Source organism: Sediminibacterium sp. (genome assembly GCF_051861365.1).
Taxonomy (GTDB): Bacteria; Bacteroidota; Bacteroidia; order Chitinophagales; family Chitinophagaceae; genus Sediminibacterium.
This window is the reverse complement of sequence record NZ_JBHYCW010000026.1, coordinates 22,695-39,868: the sequence shown is the minus strand read 5'-3', so window position 1 is coordinate 39,868 and position 17,174 is coordinate 22,695. Positions and strand designations below refer to the sequence as shown.

The following is a 17,174-nucleotide window of genomic DNA, read 5'->3' as shown; positions in this document are numbered from 1 at the left end:
CATGAATAGTATTTATAACATAAATAAAGGAATTGGGAAGCCGATTGTTTTCAGGGGTCTCTATGGACAATACATCTACTATCTGGCAATTGGTATGACTGTGCTTCTCCTGCTGTTTGTGTGCTTGTATCTATTGGGAGCGCCACTCACAATATGTACGTTGCTCATCATTATACTTGGAAGCATCTTGTTTACGCTGGTGTATACCCTCAACAAGCGCTATGGTGTTCATGGTTGGATGAAGCAAAGGGCGGCACGTGGTATTCCTCAAACAATTTTTTGTGATCAACTTTTTTTAAGCTATGAAAAATCTTTCTGAGATAATACCTATTTACTGTGCGGAGCGGGATATGCTAATTTCCAAATCGGGGGATATTACGATTGGCTTTGCCCTAACCTTACCAGAGATATTTGCCATCTCGAACTCGGAGTATGAAGCAATTCACCAGAGCTGGATTAAAGCTATTAAGGCATTACCGGTGGGTTATTTGCTACATAAGCAGGATTGGTTCACTGAAGAAAAATACATAGGTGATTTTGACAAGGAACATAGTTTCCTGTCACATGCCAGTGAGCGTTTTTTTCATGAGCGACCGTTTCTTGCGCACAAAAGCTTACTGATGCTAACACTACCTGACGGTATGCGTAAAAAAGTAACATCTTTATATTCTTCTTTATTACGTAAGCATCTCGTTCCCATCCAAACAATTGATCCGGCTTTTGCAAACATATTTGAAGGGGTCTGTATGCAATTCGCACATATCCTATCTGATAGTGGATTCATCCAATGCAAAAGACTTACTGATACAGAGCTGGTAAGTATTGTCAATGAATATCTATTGCTTGGCAATGATGGTATTCGCCGTGATTTGGATTTTTCAGATGGGGTGAGAGTGGGTGAGAAATACTGTAGTCTGTTTACACTTGGAAATCCACAAGATTTGCCTTCTTTCTGTGGATCCAGAATGACTTACGACAAATATTCTACTGATACCACGAAATTTCCTGTGGGATTTGTCGCACCGCTTTGCCAGCTCCTGAGTGTCAATCATATTTATCAGCAGTTTATCCGCATAGAAGAGCCGCAGAGTGTTGTCAAAGAACTGGAGAGAAAAAGACTCCGTTTGCAATCGCTCTCAGCCTATTCTCGGGATAATTTAATTGCAAAAAAAGCCACGGAAGAATACCTGCAGGAAGCCGCAGGACAGCAGGGTACACCAGTATCAGTACACTTCAATATCCTTGCATGGACAGATGATTCATTACAGATGCAGGATATCAAAAACAAGTGCAGTGCCGCACTTGCATCTATTGATGCAAGAACAAAAATTGAAACTGTAGGAGCGCCACAACTCTATTGGGCTGGTATTCCCGGAAATGCGGCTGACCTGCCGAGTAATGAAACCTTTCTGACTTTTGCTGCACAGGCTTCCTGTTTTATTAATAACGAAACTGGCTATCGCTCTGACACAGGTGGTTTTGGGCTACGACTTGGCGACCGCCAATCAGGCAGGCCACTTTTGGTAGACATTTCTGATGAACCGCTGCGACGAGGCATCATCTCCAACAGGGGAAAGATCATCGTAGGACCGTCGGGTAGTGGTAAATCCTTTTTAGATAATCATCTAAACCGAACTTATTTTGAAGCAGGCGCACATATCGTAGTGATCGATGTCGGACACTCTTACAAAGGGCTTTGTGAACTACAGAACGGATATTATTATACACACTCAGAAGAAAGCCCAATCCGATCTAACCCTTTTTATATTGAGCAGGGTCGTGTGCCCGATACAGAAAAAAAGGAAAGTATCAAGACACTACTTGTTACACTATGGAAAAGAGATGATGAAGTTTTACAACGCTCAGAATACGTCGCTTTATCCAATGCCTTGCAACTCTATTATGAGCGTTCCATAGGCTTTAGGTGCTTCAATAGTTTTTATGAATTCCTGCAAACTGACTTTGTGAAAGTATTGGAACATGATAAAGTCAGGGAGCATGATTTTGATGTACAGAATTTTCTTTATGTATTAAGACCTTTTTACAAAGGCGGCGAGTTTGACTACCTGCTGAACGCAGAAGAGAACCTTGATATGTTGGATCAGCCTTTTATTGTATTTGAACTGGATACTATCAAAGATCATCCGATCCTTTTACCTGTCATCACATTGGTCATCATGGAACTGTTCATTGCCAAAATGCGCAAATTAAAGGGTGTACGCAAAATGATGCTGATTGAAGAAGCCTGGAAAGCCATTGCAAAAGCAGGCATGGCCGAATACATCAAATATCTCTACAAGACCGCACGTAAATATTTTGGTGAGCCGGTGGTGATCACCCAAGAGATCGATGATATCCTCCATTCGGATATTATTAAAAATGCCATTATTAATAATGCAGATTGTAAAATACTACTCGATCAATCCAAGTATGAACATCGCTTTGATGAAGTGCAGCAGTTGCTGGGGCTAACGGATAAAGAGCGAACACTGGTATTGTCGTTAAATATGAATAATGAGTCCGGTAGGAAATACAAAGAAGTGTTTATCTCGCTGGGAGGCAGGGTAAGCAAAGTCTACCGTGTAGAAGTATCGCCAGAAGAATACCTGACTTATACCACAGAAGAAAAAGAAAAACTACAGGTGTTACAGGCTGCCGAGCGATTTGGTAGTATGGAAGCAGGTATTAAATCAATGGTACTATGAAATTAAAATATATACTGCTGCTAGCAGCAGTTATCGCTATTATTTACCTATGTATCGTGTGTGGTCTTCGCGCAAGATATGTGAAGATGCCATGATTGACATGTATATCAAAATTTTTTGTGAAAAATGAAACAAGTAATCATTCTTTTTTTGATGGTTTGTTTTGCGCAAGTGCTTCCTGCGCAAAGTGTTGATCCTGTATCGCTGGTCGTTGCAAAAGTTATCAAAGCAATTGACTTAAAAATTCAAAAGTTGCAGAATGAAACTATCTGGTTGCAGAGGTCGCAACAAGTTGCTGAGGAAACGCTTTCTAAAAACAAACTTGTCGAAATCAATGATTGGCAAAAAAAGCAACAGCAACTATATGCAACTTATTTTAATGAAATGCAAGGGGTGAATGGGGAGGTGAAATCATTACCGCATGTAAAACAAATATTATCAATGCAGGTGCAAGTGGCAATTGCATGCAAAATATTTGCTAAAGATCCTTTGCAGCAAAGGGCATTTGATGATTTATTACAACTGAGCAGAAAAATAATAGGATCACTACAAGTAGTATTAACGACCGGGCAGTTAACGATGAAAGATGCGGAGAGAATTGTAACTATTACAACACTACGTGATGCAATGGTTGATTGTCTTGATAAAATCAACTTGCTCAATAAAGAGTTAAGATTTCTTTCTGATAATAAGTTGAGTAAACAAACAGAACTCCAAATTCTTCGAAAACTAAATCAGCAACCATGAAAAAAATACTGTGTTTTTTGTTCTCCTTAGTGTTTTACCTGCGTTTATCTGCGCAGGCGCAAGAACTGGAACAGCTTCGGCTAAACCTAGAAAAACTCGCTCAATTTAAGCTGATGCTATCGCAAATGAAATCTACTTACCGGACATTAGAAAATGGGTACAATGCGATACTTGATGTTGACAAATCCACATTCACGCTACATCAAAATTATTTAGATGGTTTATTGCTTGTTAGCCCCACTCTCCGCAATAATCCTATGGTTAATAGGATTTATAATAGCCAGCAGCAACTTGCGGTTGATTTCAAAACTTTGTTGCGTGAACTATCGCTAAGTAATGTTTTCACTACTGTAGAACTATCTGAAGTTAGGACTGCTTTTTACGCAATAGAAGAAGTTGTCAATACAGATGTGAAATTGTTAGTTACTGTTCTTACGCCCAATAAATTTCGTATGAGTGATGGAGAACGAACAGATGTTGTTTCAAAAATTAAACAGAGTATTGATAGACAGGTTTTAAAATTGAATGTCTTACGTGATGACTATTATAAGCAGATGATCCTTCGCTCGCAAAAGAAAAGAGATATAGGGGCAGTAAGAAAATTGGGAACCATTCATTAGTAGAGATATGAGAATAGTGATGTATGTAGGAATGGCAATGATCTTGCCCATTTGTGTGACAGCCCAGTCGATCTCCAACGGGAGTTATATGCAATCGATACTAGATCAATTGTATAACGACATGATGCCGATGTGCAGTCAACTCATCGTAGTAGCGCGTGGTATTGGTGGACTTGCAACACTTTGTTATATCGCTATGCGTATCTGGCGCAATATTGCTACCGCACAACCCATCGATTTATATGGGTTGCTTCGACCTTTTGTAATAGGCTTTTGTATTTTGATATTCCCGAATGTGATCGCCTTATTCAACGGCATATTGCAGCCGACAGTAGAAGGCACAGCGGCTATGGTTAAAGATTCCAATAAGGCGATGGAACAATACCTTGCCTTACACGAAACGGGTACTTGGGGTATGGGGGCACTAAACCCTGCGAACTGGATCAGAGCCGGTATAAAAGAACTATTAGAACTCGTTTTTCAAGCTGCGGCATTAATCATACATGTCATACGAACTTTTTATCTGATCGTACTTGCTATAGTAGGCCCCATTGTATTTGCACTTTCCATTTTTGATGGGTTTCAACATTTACTTACTGTGTGGCTTGCCAGGTACATCAATGTTTATTTGTGGTTACCAGTCGCCAATATTTTCGGAGCTATCATTGCCAAGATACAGGAGAATATGATCACTGGTTCAACAATTGGTGCCACCATGCCTGGTCAGCCTTTCTCTACCACCGATTGGGCTTATATAGCATTTCTGTTGATTGGTATCATCGGATATTTTACAGTTCCTTCAGTAGCCAATTACATCGTTAACGCTGGCGGAGGTAATGCCTTATTGCATAAGGTAACCACGATGTCAGTAGGGGCGGGTAAACAGGCAATAAGTGTAGCTACTTCAGGAATGTCTGCTGATGCATTAGGCGGCAGCGCTAACAAGATGAGTAGCAGCATGAGTGATTCCAGCGTAAGCGGAGGATATTTCAAAGACAAATTAAACAGTAAATAAATGTTTAAACCAACTCAAAATATAGATACCGCTTTTCGTGCGATGAAAGCAATGATGCTGGTAGTTGTCACAGGTAGTTTACTGGTAAGCGGTTATGCCGTTTATCAAAATGCCGGTCTCTCGGCAAGGATGCAGGACAGGGTATATATTCTGGCCAACGGTAAGGCCGTGGAAGTTATGGCATCAAACAGAAAAGAAAACTTAAATGTAGAAGCGCGTGATCACATCGTTATGTTTCATACCTGGTTCTTTGAACTTGATCCCGATGAAAAAGCGATTACTACTTCTATTAGAAAGGCATTGTATATGGCTGACGCATCAGCGAAGAAACAATATGATGATTTGGTTGAGACAGGTTATATCGCTGGTATCATTTCAGGGAATGTGAGTCAGCAAATCAATATAGATAGTGTTGCGGTTAGCGTTACTACCACACCCTATTCCTTTTATTGTTCAGCAACCATTACGATCACTCGTTCCACCAGTATAGTTAAAAGAAGTCTTGTTACAAGAGGTGTTTTAAGAGAGGTGGCGCGTTCGGATCATAACCCTCATGGGTTTTTGATCGAGCATTGGGAAGTTATCGAAAACAAAGATCTCAAAATTGAAAGCAGATGAGTGAACAATTAAAAACGATAAGGCTTTATATCGCATTGCCACTTCTGGTTACTCCATTTGTAACGGTCATGTTTTGGCTGATGGGGGGTGGTAAAGCAAGCCTAGACGCTACACAGAAGATTAATGGATTGAATACTAAGCTACCTAATGCAATTAATGTAAAAGATAGTAGCAAGGATAAATTGGCTTTTTATGAATTGGCGGATGCAGATTCTATCAGACGACAGGAGCAGATCAGCAGAGACCCTTATGCATTGACTGTAGATAGCATCGAAAAAAGTCATGAAGTTGATCAAACAATATTTGAAAAAAAACCAAATAGATTTTATCCGAAAACCTATCCCGCTAGTTTAGGCGTGAACGAAACTCCAATAGAGGAAAGGGGTTTGCCTAAAATTGAGCAATTGTCTAAACTAGATGAAGTTGATCCAGACTTGGAAGCAATCCATAAAGTGCTGGATAAACTAGCCGCCATAGAACAGCCAACTCAGGTGGTTGCAAATAAAGAAGCGATTACTGAAAATATTGTGGGTGTGCTTAGTGGCTCTCAGGTCGAAGAAAGTTTCTTTGGGAGAAAGCAAACGATAAAAAAATCAAAGAGATTTTTAGATGAAGATACAACTCTGCTGAACAATCAATCGTTTTCTGCGTGCATACCCAATGCGCAAGTATTGGAAGAAGGGTCAATGGTGAAGTTGCAACTTAATCAAGCAATTTCCGTTGGAGCTCAACAACTACCAACAGGGACTTTTATTTATGGACTTGCTTCTTTGAATAACGAGCGATTGATAGTTCGAATTCCCTCAGTTCGTATCGCTAACCAAATTTATACAGTTGCATTATCAATTTATGATCTTGATGGTATCGAAGGGATTTATGTGCCAGGATCTATTAAAAGAGATGTTATAAAATCAACAGCGGAACAATCGCTTGGATCGGTTAATGTATTGAGTCTTGATCCTTCAATTAAAACACAGGCAGCAATAGCTGGAATTGGTGCAGCTAAAAATCTGTTGGGTAAAAAAGTGAGAACAGTTCGTGTCCGAATTGCAGCAGGGTATAAAATATTGTTGAAAGAAAATAAATGATAGTGGTATGAAAAAAGTGTGGATGATCATTTGTATAGTGGTATTGTTTGCCAAAGTTCACGGACAAAGCGTAATCAGGTCAATACTGATTGAGGTGAGTAATAACCAAACAACTAATCTGATATTTCCATCAGATATTGTTTCGGTTGATAGGGGGAGTGAACGTATTGTAGTACAAAAGTCGATCAGTAATATTCTACGCGTGAAAGCGGATACTTTATTTTCGGACACTACGAATCTTACTGTTGTCACAGCGGGGGGGAAGTTGTATTCCTTTCTGGTCAGGTTTTCTAATTACCCTTCGATACTGACCCTAAATCTTGGTGTATCCGAGCGAATAGATCAGGATACGGCGATGCTTCATTTTGCCCGCAGGGTGATTCATCTCAATAACAGAATGCACGGAGTCAGGTACAGCATTGGCAATGTAAGCCTTTCTCTTCATGGGGTATATACGAATGGAGAAATTATTGCAGTGAAGATGCGGATGGAGAATCATTCTCCATTTAGTTATGAAGTGGGGCGTATCGCCGCGAGACTTGGCACAATGCGCACAGCTAGACGTAAAGCTGAGCAGGAACGTGAATTACCGCTGCTGTTGACAGAAATGGAAACGAGTTTAGTAAGAGGAAAACAGATATCCATTATTGTCGTACTGGTGCCAAAGTCGGCATTTACACCTACACATACTTTACAAATTCAGCTTCATGAAAGAGCAGGGGAAAGACACTTGTCACTTACCGTTCCTAATCATCTTTTGCTTAAAGCGTATTTACTTAAATAAATAACTATGAATATTCCCGTTTCTCATTTGCCGACATTTTGCAGGGCATTAGAAGATGCTTTAAGAGAGGATAAACTCTGGCTTGGATTTGATGAAAGAATCCAGCAGTTATCAGCGTATGATCTTCATTTTTTTGACCTCGTTTATCGTGCACAGGATTTTCAACTGTTTAATCATGGTCAAGATAAAGAAGTCACACTACTTCCGACGGAAGCAGTTCTTGGCTACATACAGGAAACTGTTCGAAGTAATCAAAAAGAAGGTATTCAGTTTTCACACATTGAAATCGATGACCTCAGTATACTGGAATATTATTCTGAATTACTTTATTCCCGCTCCTATGCAAAGGTTGAACAACTAATGGATGGATATGATTGGACAGCTGTTACTTACGATCCATTAATGGTCAACCATACTTCAATGAGTGTGGATGAACAAATATTACGCAATAGGATGGAGTACACACTTGAAAGGGTTTCTGCATTGGCGCTTCACAGTGGAAAAGGGTTGTTAGCTGCTACCACACTTGCTGAACGGCACTGGAAAGGAACGGCTATGGAACCATATTTGGAAGATATACTCAAAGGGAAATACTTCCATTCAAACAAGGATTCATTATTTAACCATAAAAACAATGTTATGAATGTAGAGAACATGGACTACCTCCAGAATCAACTGAAGTTTCTGGGATTTGGAGAAGGCTTGAGTGAACAACTTGAAAAAAATCTGAAAGAAGGTCTACCAGATTTTCAGATGAAGGCATCACATACGTTTGGTAAGGACGAAATGGAGGCCGTCCTTTATTTTAAGCGCTCTGAGCGTGATGAGAAGGAGTTTTATTTCTTTAACAAGTACGATGCTACCCTTAAACAAGAGGGTCGTGAAATGAGTCAAACCTTTTACATTAACAACAAAGGACAAAGCATCACTTTCAAAGAATCTTGCAACTTGTTGAATGGCCGGGCAGTGTTCAAAGAGCTTTCCCCGAAAGAAGGAGAAAAATACAAGGCTTGGGTAAAACTGGATTTTTCAGAGCGGGAACAAAGCGGTAATGCCAAAGTGAAACACTTTCACGAGAACTTTGGATATGATGTGAAAGAAGCAGTGGCTCGTATTCCTCTTAAAGAATTGACTGATCCAGATAAAATGCAAACACTTGTTGCATCGCTTGAAAAAGGGAATCTGGCATCTGTTACACTGTTGAAGGATGGTAACGAAAAAGCGGTACTGATAACTGCCGATCCACAATACAAAACGCTTAAAATGTTTGACACGGATGGAAAAAAGTTATACGTGCCTGCTGAAAAACCCGACCAGCGCTACGGCCTCGCTCCCGCAGATGAGAGAAAACTGGAAGGATCCCTACAGGTCAACGTTGGGGATGCGCTCGGCGAAAAGAAACCGGATTTGTTGCCAGTGAATGATGAAGTAAAACATAACGTAGGACAAAAAATCAACTGATATGCTAGATACATCCGTTATCATGTCGCTCAAAACCCGGTTGCTTTCACTGGGTTTTGACGGCGGCATGGAAGAGAAATTGATGAGTAGAATGTGTTTTTCTGAAGACAGTTTTCTTCTTCATTTTAATCATGTTAACGGTAATGACAGTTGTCATTATAGTGTTAAAGTGGAAAAAACTGACAAAGAAGGTTACGATATCCCTTATTTCATTGCTGTGCTGCGTAAAGGTATTATGTTAAATGAATTGTTAAAGCCTTATGACAGGAAGATGGAAAAAATAAATTGGCTCCAGATCGCTGAGGCAAGGGGTTCATCTAAACAGATAGTAGTACCACTTGAAATGATACAGGAAGCTACACTGCTATTAAAAGAACTTGCAGGAATTGAGGATAGTACTTTGATATTGTATAAATATTGGGTAGATACACCGCTCGAAGCCTTGGTGCCGAATCTTTCGGCAATAAAAGCTCGCCAAGAAATATCACAGCGTTTTTATGTCGTTGATGAAGTACATACCATTTCAGCACAAGAAGCATTTAAGTTTCTACAAAACCGTTGGGTGGAGAAAAAATTTCATTTACAAAGGCAGTTGTTAGCGACTGCTAGTGACCCTGAAAGAAAGTCAAGTATTATTCATGGTGCAGGAAAGAAGAAAAAGAAACCAGCTAAAAAATAATAAGTGGATACCAGAGAAGGGTGGTTAGCTAAATTTTATGAAACAATTGCTGAGGATACTCGTATCAATGCAACATTGATTAGTGTTTATGTAGCGATAGTTTTTGAAGGATTACAACAAGGTTGGGATAAGGAACTGGAGATCAAGCGATCACAGGTGATGGAGAGATCCAAAATAAACTCATTTACTACTTATCAAAAATGTATGCATGCCCTGCATGAGTTTGGCTACATCCGTTATCTGCCCCAAAATGGTAATGCTAAAAGCATAGTGTATTTACGAAAGTTGTAAAAATCATATTGTAAAAAAGAGGAGGTGAAGAATGGTAGTGTGTGAAGTGGATGTAATCCCTGTCAGTAAAGCAAGAGAAATATTAAACAATGGCGGAATAAATGTTACGATAGAACAAGCTGCCATCATTTTAGAATTTATGATGAAACTGACGCGAATTGCCTATGAAAATTATTTTCTTGAAACGTCTAATTCTTAGGCGTTTTTTTTAATGGGTTCAGCTAAAAAATTTAGTAACTTTAGGCATTAAATCAAAAGTATGAAGACAGTTGATTTGTATATACGTGTAAGTACGGATGAGCAAGCCGATAAAGGGTATTCTCAAAGAAATCAAGAAGAAGTATTGCGGAAGTATTGTGAAAATAATTCTTTGTTGATTCGCAAGATTCTTTTTGAAGATTACTCTGCAAAAACTTTCCAACGCCCACAATGGAATAAGTATCTATCTGATTTAAAACGAAGCAAAGGAAAATCTGATGCTTTATTGTTTACAAAATGGGATCGTTTTAGCCGCAATGCCGCAGATGCTTATCAGATGATTAATATACTGCGTATGATTGGTGTAGAACCACAGGCTATTGAACAACCACTCGATCTTACAATTCCCGAAAATAAAATGATGCTTGCATTCTACCTTGCTGCACCAGAAGTAGAAAATGATCGCAGGGCACTTAACGTTTTATACGGTATGCGAAGAGCGAAAAAAGAAGGCAGATGGATGGCTACTGCTCCTTTTGGTTACATTAATAAAACAACTGACGCAGGCAAGAAATTTATTGGTATTAAAGAGCCAGAATCTAATATTGTCAAATGGGCTTTTGAAGAAGTTTCACGAGGAATTATATTCCCGGATCAGATTAGAAAGGAACTAAACAGAAAGGGTTTTGGAATAAGCAGAAGTGCTTTTTATAATTTGTTAAGAAACCCTGTCTATTGTGGTAAGATTTTTATTCCTGCTCTTAAAAACGAGGAAAGCTCTATTGTACCAGGTTTGCATGAGCCTATCATTTCTGATGCATTGTTCAATAAAGTACAACGTGTATTAGAAGGTAATAAACGGAAGGCGAGAAAGGAACTAGTTCAGCTAGATACTAACCCTGAATTTCCAATGAGGGGTTTTCTGATTTGTCCTGATTGCAGCCGAATGTTAACAGGGAGTACGTCAAAGGGAAGAGGTGGGTTTTATCACTATTATCATTGCAATTTGGGATGTAAGTGTCGTTTCAAAACAGAAATCGTTCATACCGAGTTTGAGAAAGAATTGAAAAGGCTTCTTCCTCATAGATCTGAGGGGCTTGAAAGTCTTGCAGAAGTATTGCTCTTGAATTTGCATAAAGCATATGGCAACCAGCGACAAGATAATAGTCGTCAATTAATGGATGAAATTAGAAAGCAAAATGATCGATTGAGTAAAGCACGGGAACTGCTTTTGTCGGATGATATAGATGCGACTGAATTCAAGATTATGAAAATGGACTGCGAAAAAAGAATTATACAATTGGAATCTGACCTGACAGATGCGAAATCGAACTATTCTTCGGCTCATAGTCTGGAATTGCTATTTAAAAGGGTTGTTCATATTATACCGCAACTAGACACCCTTTATCATACATCTAGTACAGCTAAGAAAAGGGAGATCATTGGTTCGATATATCCAGAAAAACTTGTTTTTGATGGGAAAGCTTATCGAACTCCAAGAGTCAATGAAGCCATTCGGTTGATACGCAGTATGGATAAGAGTTACAGAGGAAATAAAAACGGGAACGATGCGCTTTTTTTGCATCATTCCCGTAGGGTAGTCCCGACAGGAATCGAACCTGTATCTAAAGTTTAGGAAACTTCTATTCTATCCATTGAACTACGGGACCGGGGGAAATCATGAATATTGAATGATGAATATCGAATACCCAAATTTCTATTTATAAGAACTTGTATTCAAAGTTTATTCCCCACAGTATTGTGGGGATATTCTATCTCCGCCGAGGCGAAAAATATGGGACCGGGGGAAAATGAGAAACAGAGAAATATGGAATAAGAAATATTCAAAAATCAATGTTCAAATTCTACCATCGCAAAAATAGTGGTTTAGAGGTATGGGTGTTGGGATTTCTGTATTTTTAGAGGCTTAACCCCAATGTATGCGTATACTCTTTTTATACTCTTTGTTTGTAGCCATTGTAACTAATGCTGATGCACAACAAACGAAAATTTCTATTCGGCTGAATCATACCGCCATTTATGTGAAAGATTTGCAGAAAGCAGCTTTCTTTTATGAGCATGTGATCGGATTGGATACGATTCCGGAGCCCTTTCGCATCGGTCGTCATAAATGGTTTCGTATTGGACCGAAAATGGCATTGCATATTATCTCAGGTGCGACGGAGAGTAAAGAATATTATAAGAACCAACACACTTGTTTTAGTGTGAGTGATATGCAATTATTTGTGGATCGACTTAAAACGAGTAAGGTTGTCTTTGAAGATGTGAATGGCAATCAAGGAGCCATCACCAAAAGAGTGGACGGCGTTCAACAAATCTGGTTCCGTGATCCGGATGGATATTGGATTGAGGTGAATGACGCGAAGGAGTGAGTAGTCAGTAGTGAGTATGTGTACTGACTGCTGACTACTCACTTTTTTCCCCCTGACTCACTACTCACTGCTCACTACTCACTATATTTGCTCTCTCAAAACATTCTATGAAATTTTATAATATTATCATTAAATACCGCTTCTGGCTCAGTTTGGTGTTGATTGCGGGTGGGGTGGCTTTGAATACAACGGGTACAGGGTTTTGGCCTACTTTTCCCATCTATTTCATCGCTTTGATCGGATTGTTGAGCCATTTTTTCATTGGTCCGCTTCGTTTGATCCAGGAACCGATGGAGTCGGGCAATATTGAAGAAGTGGAAAGAATCCTGAATTCGATCTGGTTCCCCAATTTATTGTACAAACCTGTTCGTTCTACTTACTACACCATCAAGGGTAATCTGGCGATGATGAAGCAGGATTTTGATTCGGCTGAAAAACATTTAAAGAAAAGTACCGATCTGGGTTCTCCAATGCCGGAGGCTGAAGGCGCTAATAAATTACAATTGGGTATGATGGCGATGCAACGTGGTGATCTGAAACAAGGAGAAAGTTATATCCGTGCCGCCATTCGTGCCGGTATTCCTGATAAAGAAAGTGAAGCAGTAGCTTATCTCACCATGTGCCAAATCTTCATGAACAAAAGAGAGTTCCGCGCCGCCAAAGACTTCTTCCGTAAAGCCAAAGCTTGCAAACCTACTACCAAACAAGTGGTGGATCAGATTAAGGAAGTGGAGAAATACATTTCGAGGGTACCGGGATAATCTTTAATTTTTTGATCTGTGATTTCTTGATTTAGGAAATCTAAATAGATCAAAAATTCAAAGATCAAAAAATCAAATTTCTACATGCTTCGCATTCAAAAGATATCATCAGATGTTGCCGCATTGGAAACTGTGCGGCAGCTTTTTTTGGAGTATGCAGATGAACTGCAAGAAAATTTATGTTTCCAAAGTTTTGATGCCGAAGTGAAAGACCCTTTGAAGAAATATGGTCCGCCAAGAGGAGCTTTGTTTATTGCTTACTGGAATGAAGCACCTGCAGGATGTATCGCTTTACAGCCTTTAAAAGAAGCAGGCGTATGTGAAATGAAACGTCTCTATGTAAAACCTGCATTCAGAAAGTATGGAATAGGACGCTCTTTGGTTGAGCAATTAATAACGGAGTCATATCAACTGGGATATACTGAGATGCGATTGGATACTTTGGAGAGATTGAAACCCGCTATCTCACTGTATAAAAATTTAGGTTTCGAAAATATGCAAGCTTATAATGAGAATCCACTTTCAGGTGTAGTATACATGGAAAAGAAAATCAAGTAAATTGTGGTATCATCTTATTAAAAGGGCCATTGACGAAATACATATTTTGTCAATGGCCTTTTAGTTTGGAAAATTATTGATTAACGAATTTGTCCTCGTACGATACCAGAGGGTCTATTCGTTGAATGAACATTTACATATAAGGCATCTGTTTTGATGGCCGTTAGAATGGCAGCAGTAGGTGTAAAAATTTTAGTAACACCAAAGTCAGCAGCACTTTCACATATTCCGATCAGTACACCACCATTTGTTCCTGCAGCACCTGTATGGATATGTCCAGCTGTCACAGCATCTCCTGCTTCCACATTCGTTACAGTTACTTTACTATAAAGTTTGTTATTAGCTGTAATTCTAAGTAAAGCCATGCCAGTAGCCGTAGTATTTACTGCAGGCACTTCATTCATTCCTGATAGTGCCACACTGGAAGCAAAGGTTACACCGTTGAATACTTGACCTCTAACAATTCCAGCAGGTACTTGTGTGGAATGTACATTGAGATAAATATCAGCAGTTCCATTCATTAAAGTATCAATGAAAGAACTGCGTAGATTTGTCAGTTTGGCTTTTACCATATTACCCATGACAGTAGGATTTAAATCTACCACTACACCACCATTGGTAACAGGATCTCCAACATGAAAATGTCCTGCTGTGATATTATCACCGGAAGCAAGTCCGGTTACAGTAATGTCAACTGTTACAGATTTGTCACTGAAAATTTTAATAGAAGCGGTACCCGTTTCTGTTCTACCAGATGGTTGTGGGTTTTCATTGGCTGCTGCTAATAGAACAGTAATTTCTTTTGTTACGGTTGCAGCAGGTGCTGTTTCATTTTTTTTACAAGAAGTCGCAGTAATTACAAACAAAGCTGCAATTGCGATTAAATTCATTTTTTTCATTTGAATAAGGTTGTACATTAAAAAATAGTATCACTATATATACGAGGGTTTAAATTATCTGGTTGTTCAACCGCAAAAAAAAAGATTACTTGTTCAAGTTTACATCTATAAACTGCTATAAAGTTTGTACAGGATTCTAGAATTGCTCAAGTTAAAATGATGTCTTTATGATGAACTTCAATAGAAAAGCCCGCCACTGGGGCAGGCTTTTTTTCGGACGATTCATATTGAGAATCAATATTTTGCAGGCTGGCCAGCTTCGGGGATCGTTCTTCTAATAAAAGCACGTAAATTATTGTTACTTTTTTCTAGGTCTTCTTTGCGTAGGTACATCATGTGTCCACTGCGATAACCTTCCCAACTCATGCGGTCTTTCAAACGTCCACTGGGGTCCATTTGCCATAAGTTGTATTGAGCATTGAAATAATCGCAAGCACCATCATAATAACCGGATTGTACCAACACATGTAAGAATGGATTTTCTGCCATAGCAGTACGAAGGTTATCTCCTGTTCTGTCGTTGTTGCGATCCCATGGGTTTACCGGTCCGAATACATAGTAACGCTGATCGGTTTTGTATTTCAGCTCTTCACGTAAGTACATATTGATAGCCGGTGTGAAAGAATGTTCCCAGGATAACAATTCTGAGTTGTAATCAGGAGCTTCACCTGCATCTTTTTTATCGATGCCTTTGTAGCGAGAGTCAAGGCGTCCAACGGTAAAACCTTCTTCACGTAGTAGTTCTTTCCAGAATAAGGTGGTAGCAACATCGAGGTTATTTTGTAAGATCACTTTTTCATTGATACCTGAATAGCGCGCCATTTTTGCAGCGATCTCTTTTCTCTTCGCATCACCCAATAACCATCCTTTGTTGATAGCAGGAATCAATTCATTCATGGTAAATGCTTCTACCTCAGGTAACATGTCGGTGAGGTCTTTTTTCTGCAGATCAGGAGGTAGTTTTTTATGGTACCATGCAGTTGCTGCGTAATAAGGTAAACGTAATGCAGCGGCTTCTCTTGGACTTCTTTCAATACCCAATGTGGTAGGAGAAACCAAGATGACACCATTCAAGAACATCCAGTGTGCGTTTTGTAGTTCTAGTGCCAGTCCTGAAACACGTGTGGTGCCATAGCTTTCACCGATCAGGTATTTGGGAGAAGCCCAACGGTTCATGCGTATAACAAAAGTGTTGATCCACTCAGCGAGGTATTGTACATCTGCACGAACGCCAAAGAATCGAGTAGTTGGGATGTCTTTACTGATGGGACGAGAGAAACCTGTGTTTACAGGATCTACATACACAATATCACAAACATCCAAAACAGAATGTGGATTGTCTTTCATACCATAAGGCTGAATAGGATAACCTTCATCATCAATATTCAAAATACGCGGGCCGGTATATCCAATCTGCATCCATAATGCAGCGGTACCCGGACCACCATTGAATGAGATAAGTAAGGGGCGGGTTGCTTTATCTTTTATATCTGTTCTTTCATAGTATGTAAAGAATACCCCTGCTTCAACCTTGCCATCTTTATCCCACACAGGCATAGTACCCACTGTTGCTTTATAAGGAACTCGAACACCTTTAATGGTGGCTTCGTGTTCTGAACTAACAGTGGCATCCGGATTAAATGGAATATTAAAAGATGCCACTTTTGGATCAGCCGCGACTGATGTAGAAGCCGTGATATTAGTAGTACCAGTGGTAGGTCCGGCGGGACGTTGTGCCATGATTCCGGTTGTTATGCTTAAAGCAATACAACCCAATAAGATCTTTTTCATAGTAAGCAGATAGTTGGTGATTGGAATAAGTTCGAATATAAATCGAAGTGGGGAATTGTATGGGATTAATCGGTGGAGAAGGGGTGTGAATGGTGAATGGTGAATTGTCAATATTGAATTGGTGAGTAGTGAATTGTCAATATTGAGTATGGAAAGAGGGCGGTTTTTAATGATACACTCCATTCAGCGCTCACGATTCACAATTGACATGACAATTATCATAAAATAATGCCCACTTAATGAGTACCTTGTAAGATGAAATCAAAATGGTTACGGTTGGCTTTGGTGTGTGTGATTTGTGTGGCATTGGTATGGCTGATCGTACGGTTTTTTCAATCTCGTTAACTAAACACTTCTATATGAAAACAAACATGGGCAATGCAGACAGAGTCATTCGTGTAATACTGGCAATTGTTTTTTCCGCACTTTATTTTACAGGTACCGTAACAGGAACCTGGGGAACTGTCTTGCTGGTATTTGGCGGCGTATTTCTGATGGTGTCTGTTATGGGTTTTTGTCCTTTGTATGCCATATTCGGTATCAATAGCTGTGGGAATAAAAAATAA

Annotated in this window: 18 protein-coding genes and 1 tRNA gene; 16 read left to right on the top strand and 3 right to left on the bottom strand. The window is 39.5% G+C overall.

What is annotated here, in order from left to right:
• The first annotated feature begins 1 nt into the window (after position 1).
• The 12 genes from ACTIEV_RS11955 to ACTIEV_RS11900 all read left to right on the top strand — a co-directional run bounded on the left by ACTIEV_RS11955 (position 2) and on the right by ACTIEV_RS11900 (position 11,842).
• On the top strand, positions 2-319 hold the full coding sequence (locus ACTIEV_RS11955) for a DUF4133 domain-containing protein (protein WP_322195295.1): 318 nt from the start codon (positions 2-4) through the stop codon (positions 317-319).
• Complete coding sequence (locus tag ACTIEV_RS11950) at positions 303-2,705, top strand: TraG family conjugative transposon ATPase (protein ID WP_322195297.1); 2,403 nt, start codon at positions 303-305, stop codon at positions 2,703-2,705. Before ACTIEV_RS11955 ends, ACTIEV_RS11950 begins: the two co-directional genes overlap by 17 nt.
• Before the next feature lie 126 nt (positions 2,706-2,831).
• Positions 2,832-3,452, top strand: coding sequence for a hypothetical protein (locus ACTIEV_RS11945; RefSeq protein WP_322195299.1), 621 nt, complete (start codon positions 2,832-2,834; stop codon positions 3,450-3,452).
• Positions 3,449-4,072, top strand: a complete 624-nt coding sequence (locus ACTIEV_RS11940) for a hypothetical protein (protein WP_322195301.1) — start codon at positions 3,449-3,451, stop codon at positions 4,070-4,072. Before ACTIEV_RS11945 ends, ACTIEV_RS11940 begins: the two co-directional genes overlap by 4 nt.
• Positions 4,073-4,160: 88 nt before the next feature.
• Complete coding sequence (locus ACTIEV_RS11935) at positions 4,161-5,087, top strand: conjugative transposon protein TraJ (RefSeq protein ID WP_439516532.1); 927 nt, start codon at positions 4,161-4,163, stop codon at positions 5,085-5,087.
• The gene (gene traK / locus ACTIEV_RS11930) at positions 5,088-5,705 is read left to right on the top strand and encodes a conjugative transposon protein TraK (protein ID WP_322195304.1); all 618 of its coding nucleotides are present in this window, start codon (positions 5,088-5,090) and stop codon (positions 5,703-5,705) included.
• Complete coding sequence (traM, locus tag ACTIEV_RS11925; protein WP_322195306.1) at positions 5,702-6,793, top strand: conjugative transposon protein TraM; 1,092 nt, start codon at positions 5,702-5,704, stop codon at positions 6,791-6,793. The genes traK and traM overlap by 4 nt, the downstream gene beginning before the upstream one ends.
• A 7-nt stretch (positions 6,794-6,800) precedes the next feature.
• On the top strand, positions 6,801-7,577 hold the full coding sequence (locus ACTIEV_RS11920; protein ID WP_439516531.1) for a DUF4138 domain-containing protein: 777 nt from the start codon (positions 6,801-6,803) through the stop codon (positions 7,575-7,577).
• Between the two features lie 6 nt (positions 7,578-7,583).
• Positions 7,584-9,038, top strand: a complete 1,455-nt coding sequence (locus ACTIEV_RS11915; RefSeq protein WP_322195311.1) for a hypothetical protein — start codon at positions 7,584-7,586, stop codon at positions 9,036-9,038.
• Between the two features lies 1 nt (position 9,039).
• The gene (locus tag ACTIEV_RS11910; RefSeq protein WP_322195314.1) at positions 9,040-9,717 is read left to right on the top strand and encodes a hypothetical protein; all 678 of its coding nucleotides are present in this window, start codon (positions 9,040-9,042) and stop codon (positions 9,715-9,717) included.
• Between the two features lie 3 nt (positions 9,718-9,720).
• A complete protein-coding gene (locus tag ACTIEV_RS11905; RefSeq protein ID WP_322195316.1) occupies positions 9,721-10,008 on the top strand; it encodes a hypothetical protein in 288 nt (95 codons plus the stop codon).
• Positions 10,009-10,267: 259 nt separating this feature from the next.
• Positions 10,268-11,842: a recombinase family protein gene (locus ACTIEV_RS11900; RefSeq protein ID WP_416194665.1), complete on the top strand. Its 1,575-nt coding sequence runs from the start codon at positions 10,268-10,270 to the stop codon at positions 11,840-11,842.
• Here ACTIEV_RS11900 and ACTIEV_RS11895 read toward each other — a convergent pair.
• Positions 11,805-11,876: transfer RNA gene (locus tag ACTIEV_RS11895), tRNA-Arg, on the bottom strand. The genes ACTIEV_RS11900 and ACTIEV_RS11895 overlap by 38 nt on opposite strands.
• A 270-nt stretch (positions 11,877-12,146) precedes the next feature.
• Between ACTIEV_RS11895 and ACTIEV_RS11890 the strand changes: the two genes are divergently transcribed.
• From ACTIEV_RS11890 to ACTIEV_RS11880, 3 genes are all read left to right on the top strand, one after another.
• Entirely contained in the window at positions 12,147-12,599 is a 453-nt protein-coding gene (locus tag ACTIEV_RS11890) for a VOC family protein (RefSeq protein WP_322195318.1), read from the top strand.
• A 107-nt stretch (positions 12,600-12,706) separates the two neighbouring features.
• On the top strand, positions 12,707-13,360 hold the full coding sequence (locus ACTIEV_RS11885; protein WP_250686653.1) for a tetratricopeptide repeat protein: 654 nt from the start codon (positions 12,707-12,709) through the stop codon (positions 13,358-13,360).
• Between the two features lie 84 nt (positions 13,361-13,444).
• The gene (locus tag ACTIEV_RS11880; RefSeq protein ID WP_322195319.1) at positions 13,445-13,918 is read left to right on the top strand and encodes a GNAT family N-acetyltransferase; all 474 of its coding nucleotides are present in this window, start codon (positions 13,445-13,447) and stop codon (positions 13,916-13,918) included.
• Between the two features lie 80 nt (positions 13,919-13,998).
• Here ACTIEV_RS11880 and ACTIEV_RS11875 read toward each other — a convergent pair whose 3' ends face one another.
• Together ACTIEV_RS11875 and ACTIEV_RS11870 are read right to left on the bottom strand one after the other, a co-directional pair.
• On the bottom strand, positions 13,999-14,808 hold the full coding sequence (locus tag ACTIEV_RS11875) for a CHRD domain-containing protein (protein ID WP_439516530.1): 810 nt from the start codon (positions 14,806-14,808) through the stop codon (positions 13,999-14,001).
• Positions 14,809-15,051: 243 nt separating this feature from the next.
• Positions 15,052-16,608 carry a S10 family peptidase gene (locus tag ACTIEV_RS11870; protein WP_322195321.1) on the bottom strand — a complete coding sequence of 519 codons (1,557 nt, stop codon included), beginning with the start codon at positions 16,606-16,608 and terminating at the stop codon, positions 15,052-15,054.
• Between the two features lie 359 nt (positions 16,609-16,967).
• Here ACTIEV_RS11870 and ACTIEV_RS11865 point away from each other — a divergent pair, with 359 nt between their 5' ends.
• The gene (locus ACTIEV_RS11865) at positions 16,968-17,174 is read left to right on the top strand and encodes a YgaP family membrane protein (RefSeq protein ID WP_322195322.1); all 207 of its coding nucleotides are present in this window, start codon (positions 16,968-16,970) and stop codon (positions 17,172-17,174) included.

Coding starts and splice junctions, on each gene's coding strand:
- ACTIEV_RS11955 (WP_322195295.1), top strand. CDS start 2: ATGAATAGTATTTATAACATAAATAAAGGAATTGGGAAGCCGATTGTT.
- ACTIEV_RS11950 (WP_322195297.1), top strand. CDS start 303: ATGAAAAATCTTTCTGAGATAATACCTATTTACTGTGCGGAGCGGGAT.
- ACTIEV_RS11945 (WP_322195299.1), top strand. CDS start 2,832: ATGAAACAAGTAATCATTCTTTTTTTGATGGTTTGTTTTGCGCAAGTG.
- ACTIEV_RS11940 (WP_322195301.1), top strand. CDS start 3,449: ATGAAAAAAATACTGTGTTTTTTGTTCTCCTTAGTGTTTTACCTGCGT.
- ACTIEV_RS11935 (WP_439516532.1), top strand. CDS start 4,161: ATGCAATCGATACTAGATCAATTGTATAACGACATGATGCCGATGTGC.
- traK (WP_322195304.1), top strand. CDS start 5,088: ATGTTTAAACCAACTCAAAATATAGATACCGCTTTTCGTGCGATGAAA.
- traM (WP_322195306.1), top strand. CDS start 5,702: ATGAGTGAACAATTAAAAACGATAAGGCTTTATATCGCATTGCCACTT.
- ACTIEV_RS11920 (WP_439516531.1), top strand. CDS start 6,801: ATGAAAAAAGTGTGGATGATCATTTGTATAGTGGTATTGTTTGCCAAA.
- ACTIEV_RS11915 (WP_322195311.1), top strand. CDS start 7,584: ATGAATATTCCCGTTTCTCATTTGCCGACATTTTGCAGGGCATTAGAA.
- ACTIEV_RS11910 (WP_322195314.1), top strand. CDS start 9,040: ATGCTAGATACATCCGTTATCATGTCGCTCAAAACCCGGTTGCTTTCA.
- ACTIEV_RS11900 (WP_416194665.1), top strand. CDS start 10,268: ATGAAGACAGTTGATTTGTATATACGTGTAAGTACGGATGAGCAAGCC.
- ACTIEV_RS11890 (WP_322195318.1), top strand. CDS start 12,147: ATGCGTATACTCTTTTTATACTCTTTGTTTGTAGCCATTGTAACTAAT.
- ACTIEV_RS11885 (WP_250686653.1), top strand. CDS start 12,707: ATGAAATTTTATAATATTATCATTAAATACCGCTTCTGGCTCAGTTTG.
- ACTIEV_RS11880 (WP_322195319.1), top strand. CDS start 13,445: ATGCTTCGCATTCAAAAGATATCATCAGATGTTGCCGCATTGGAAACT.
- ACTIEV_RS11875 (WP_439516530.1), bottom strand. CDS start 14,808: ATGAATTTAATCGCAATTGCAGCTTTGTTTGTAATTACTGCGACTTCT.
- ACTIEV_RS11870 (WP_322195321.1), bottom strand. CDS start 16,608: ATGAAAAAGATCTTATTGGGTTGTATTGCTTTAAGCATAACAACCGGA.
- ACTIEV_RS11865 (WP_322195322.1), top strand. CDS start 16,968: ATGAAAACAAACATGGGCAATGCAGACAGAGTCATTCGTGTAATACTG.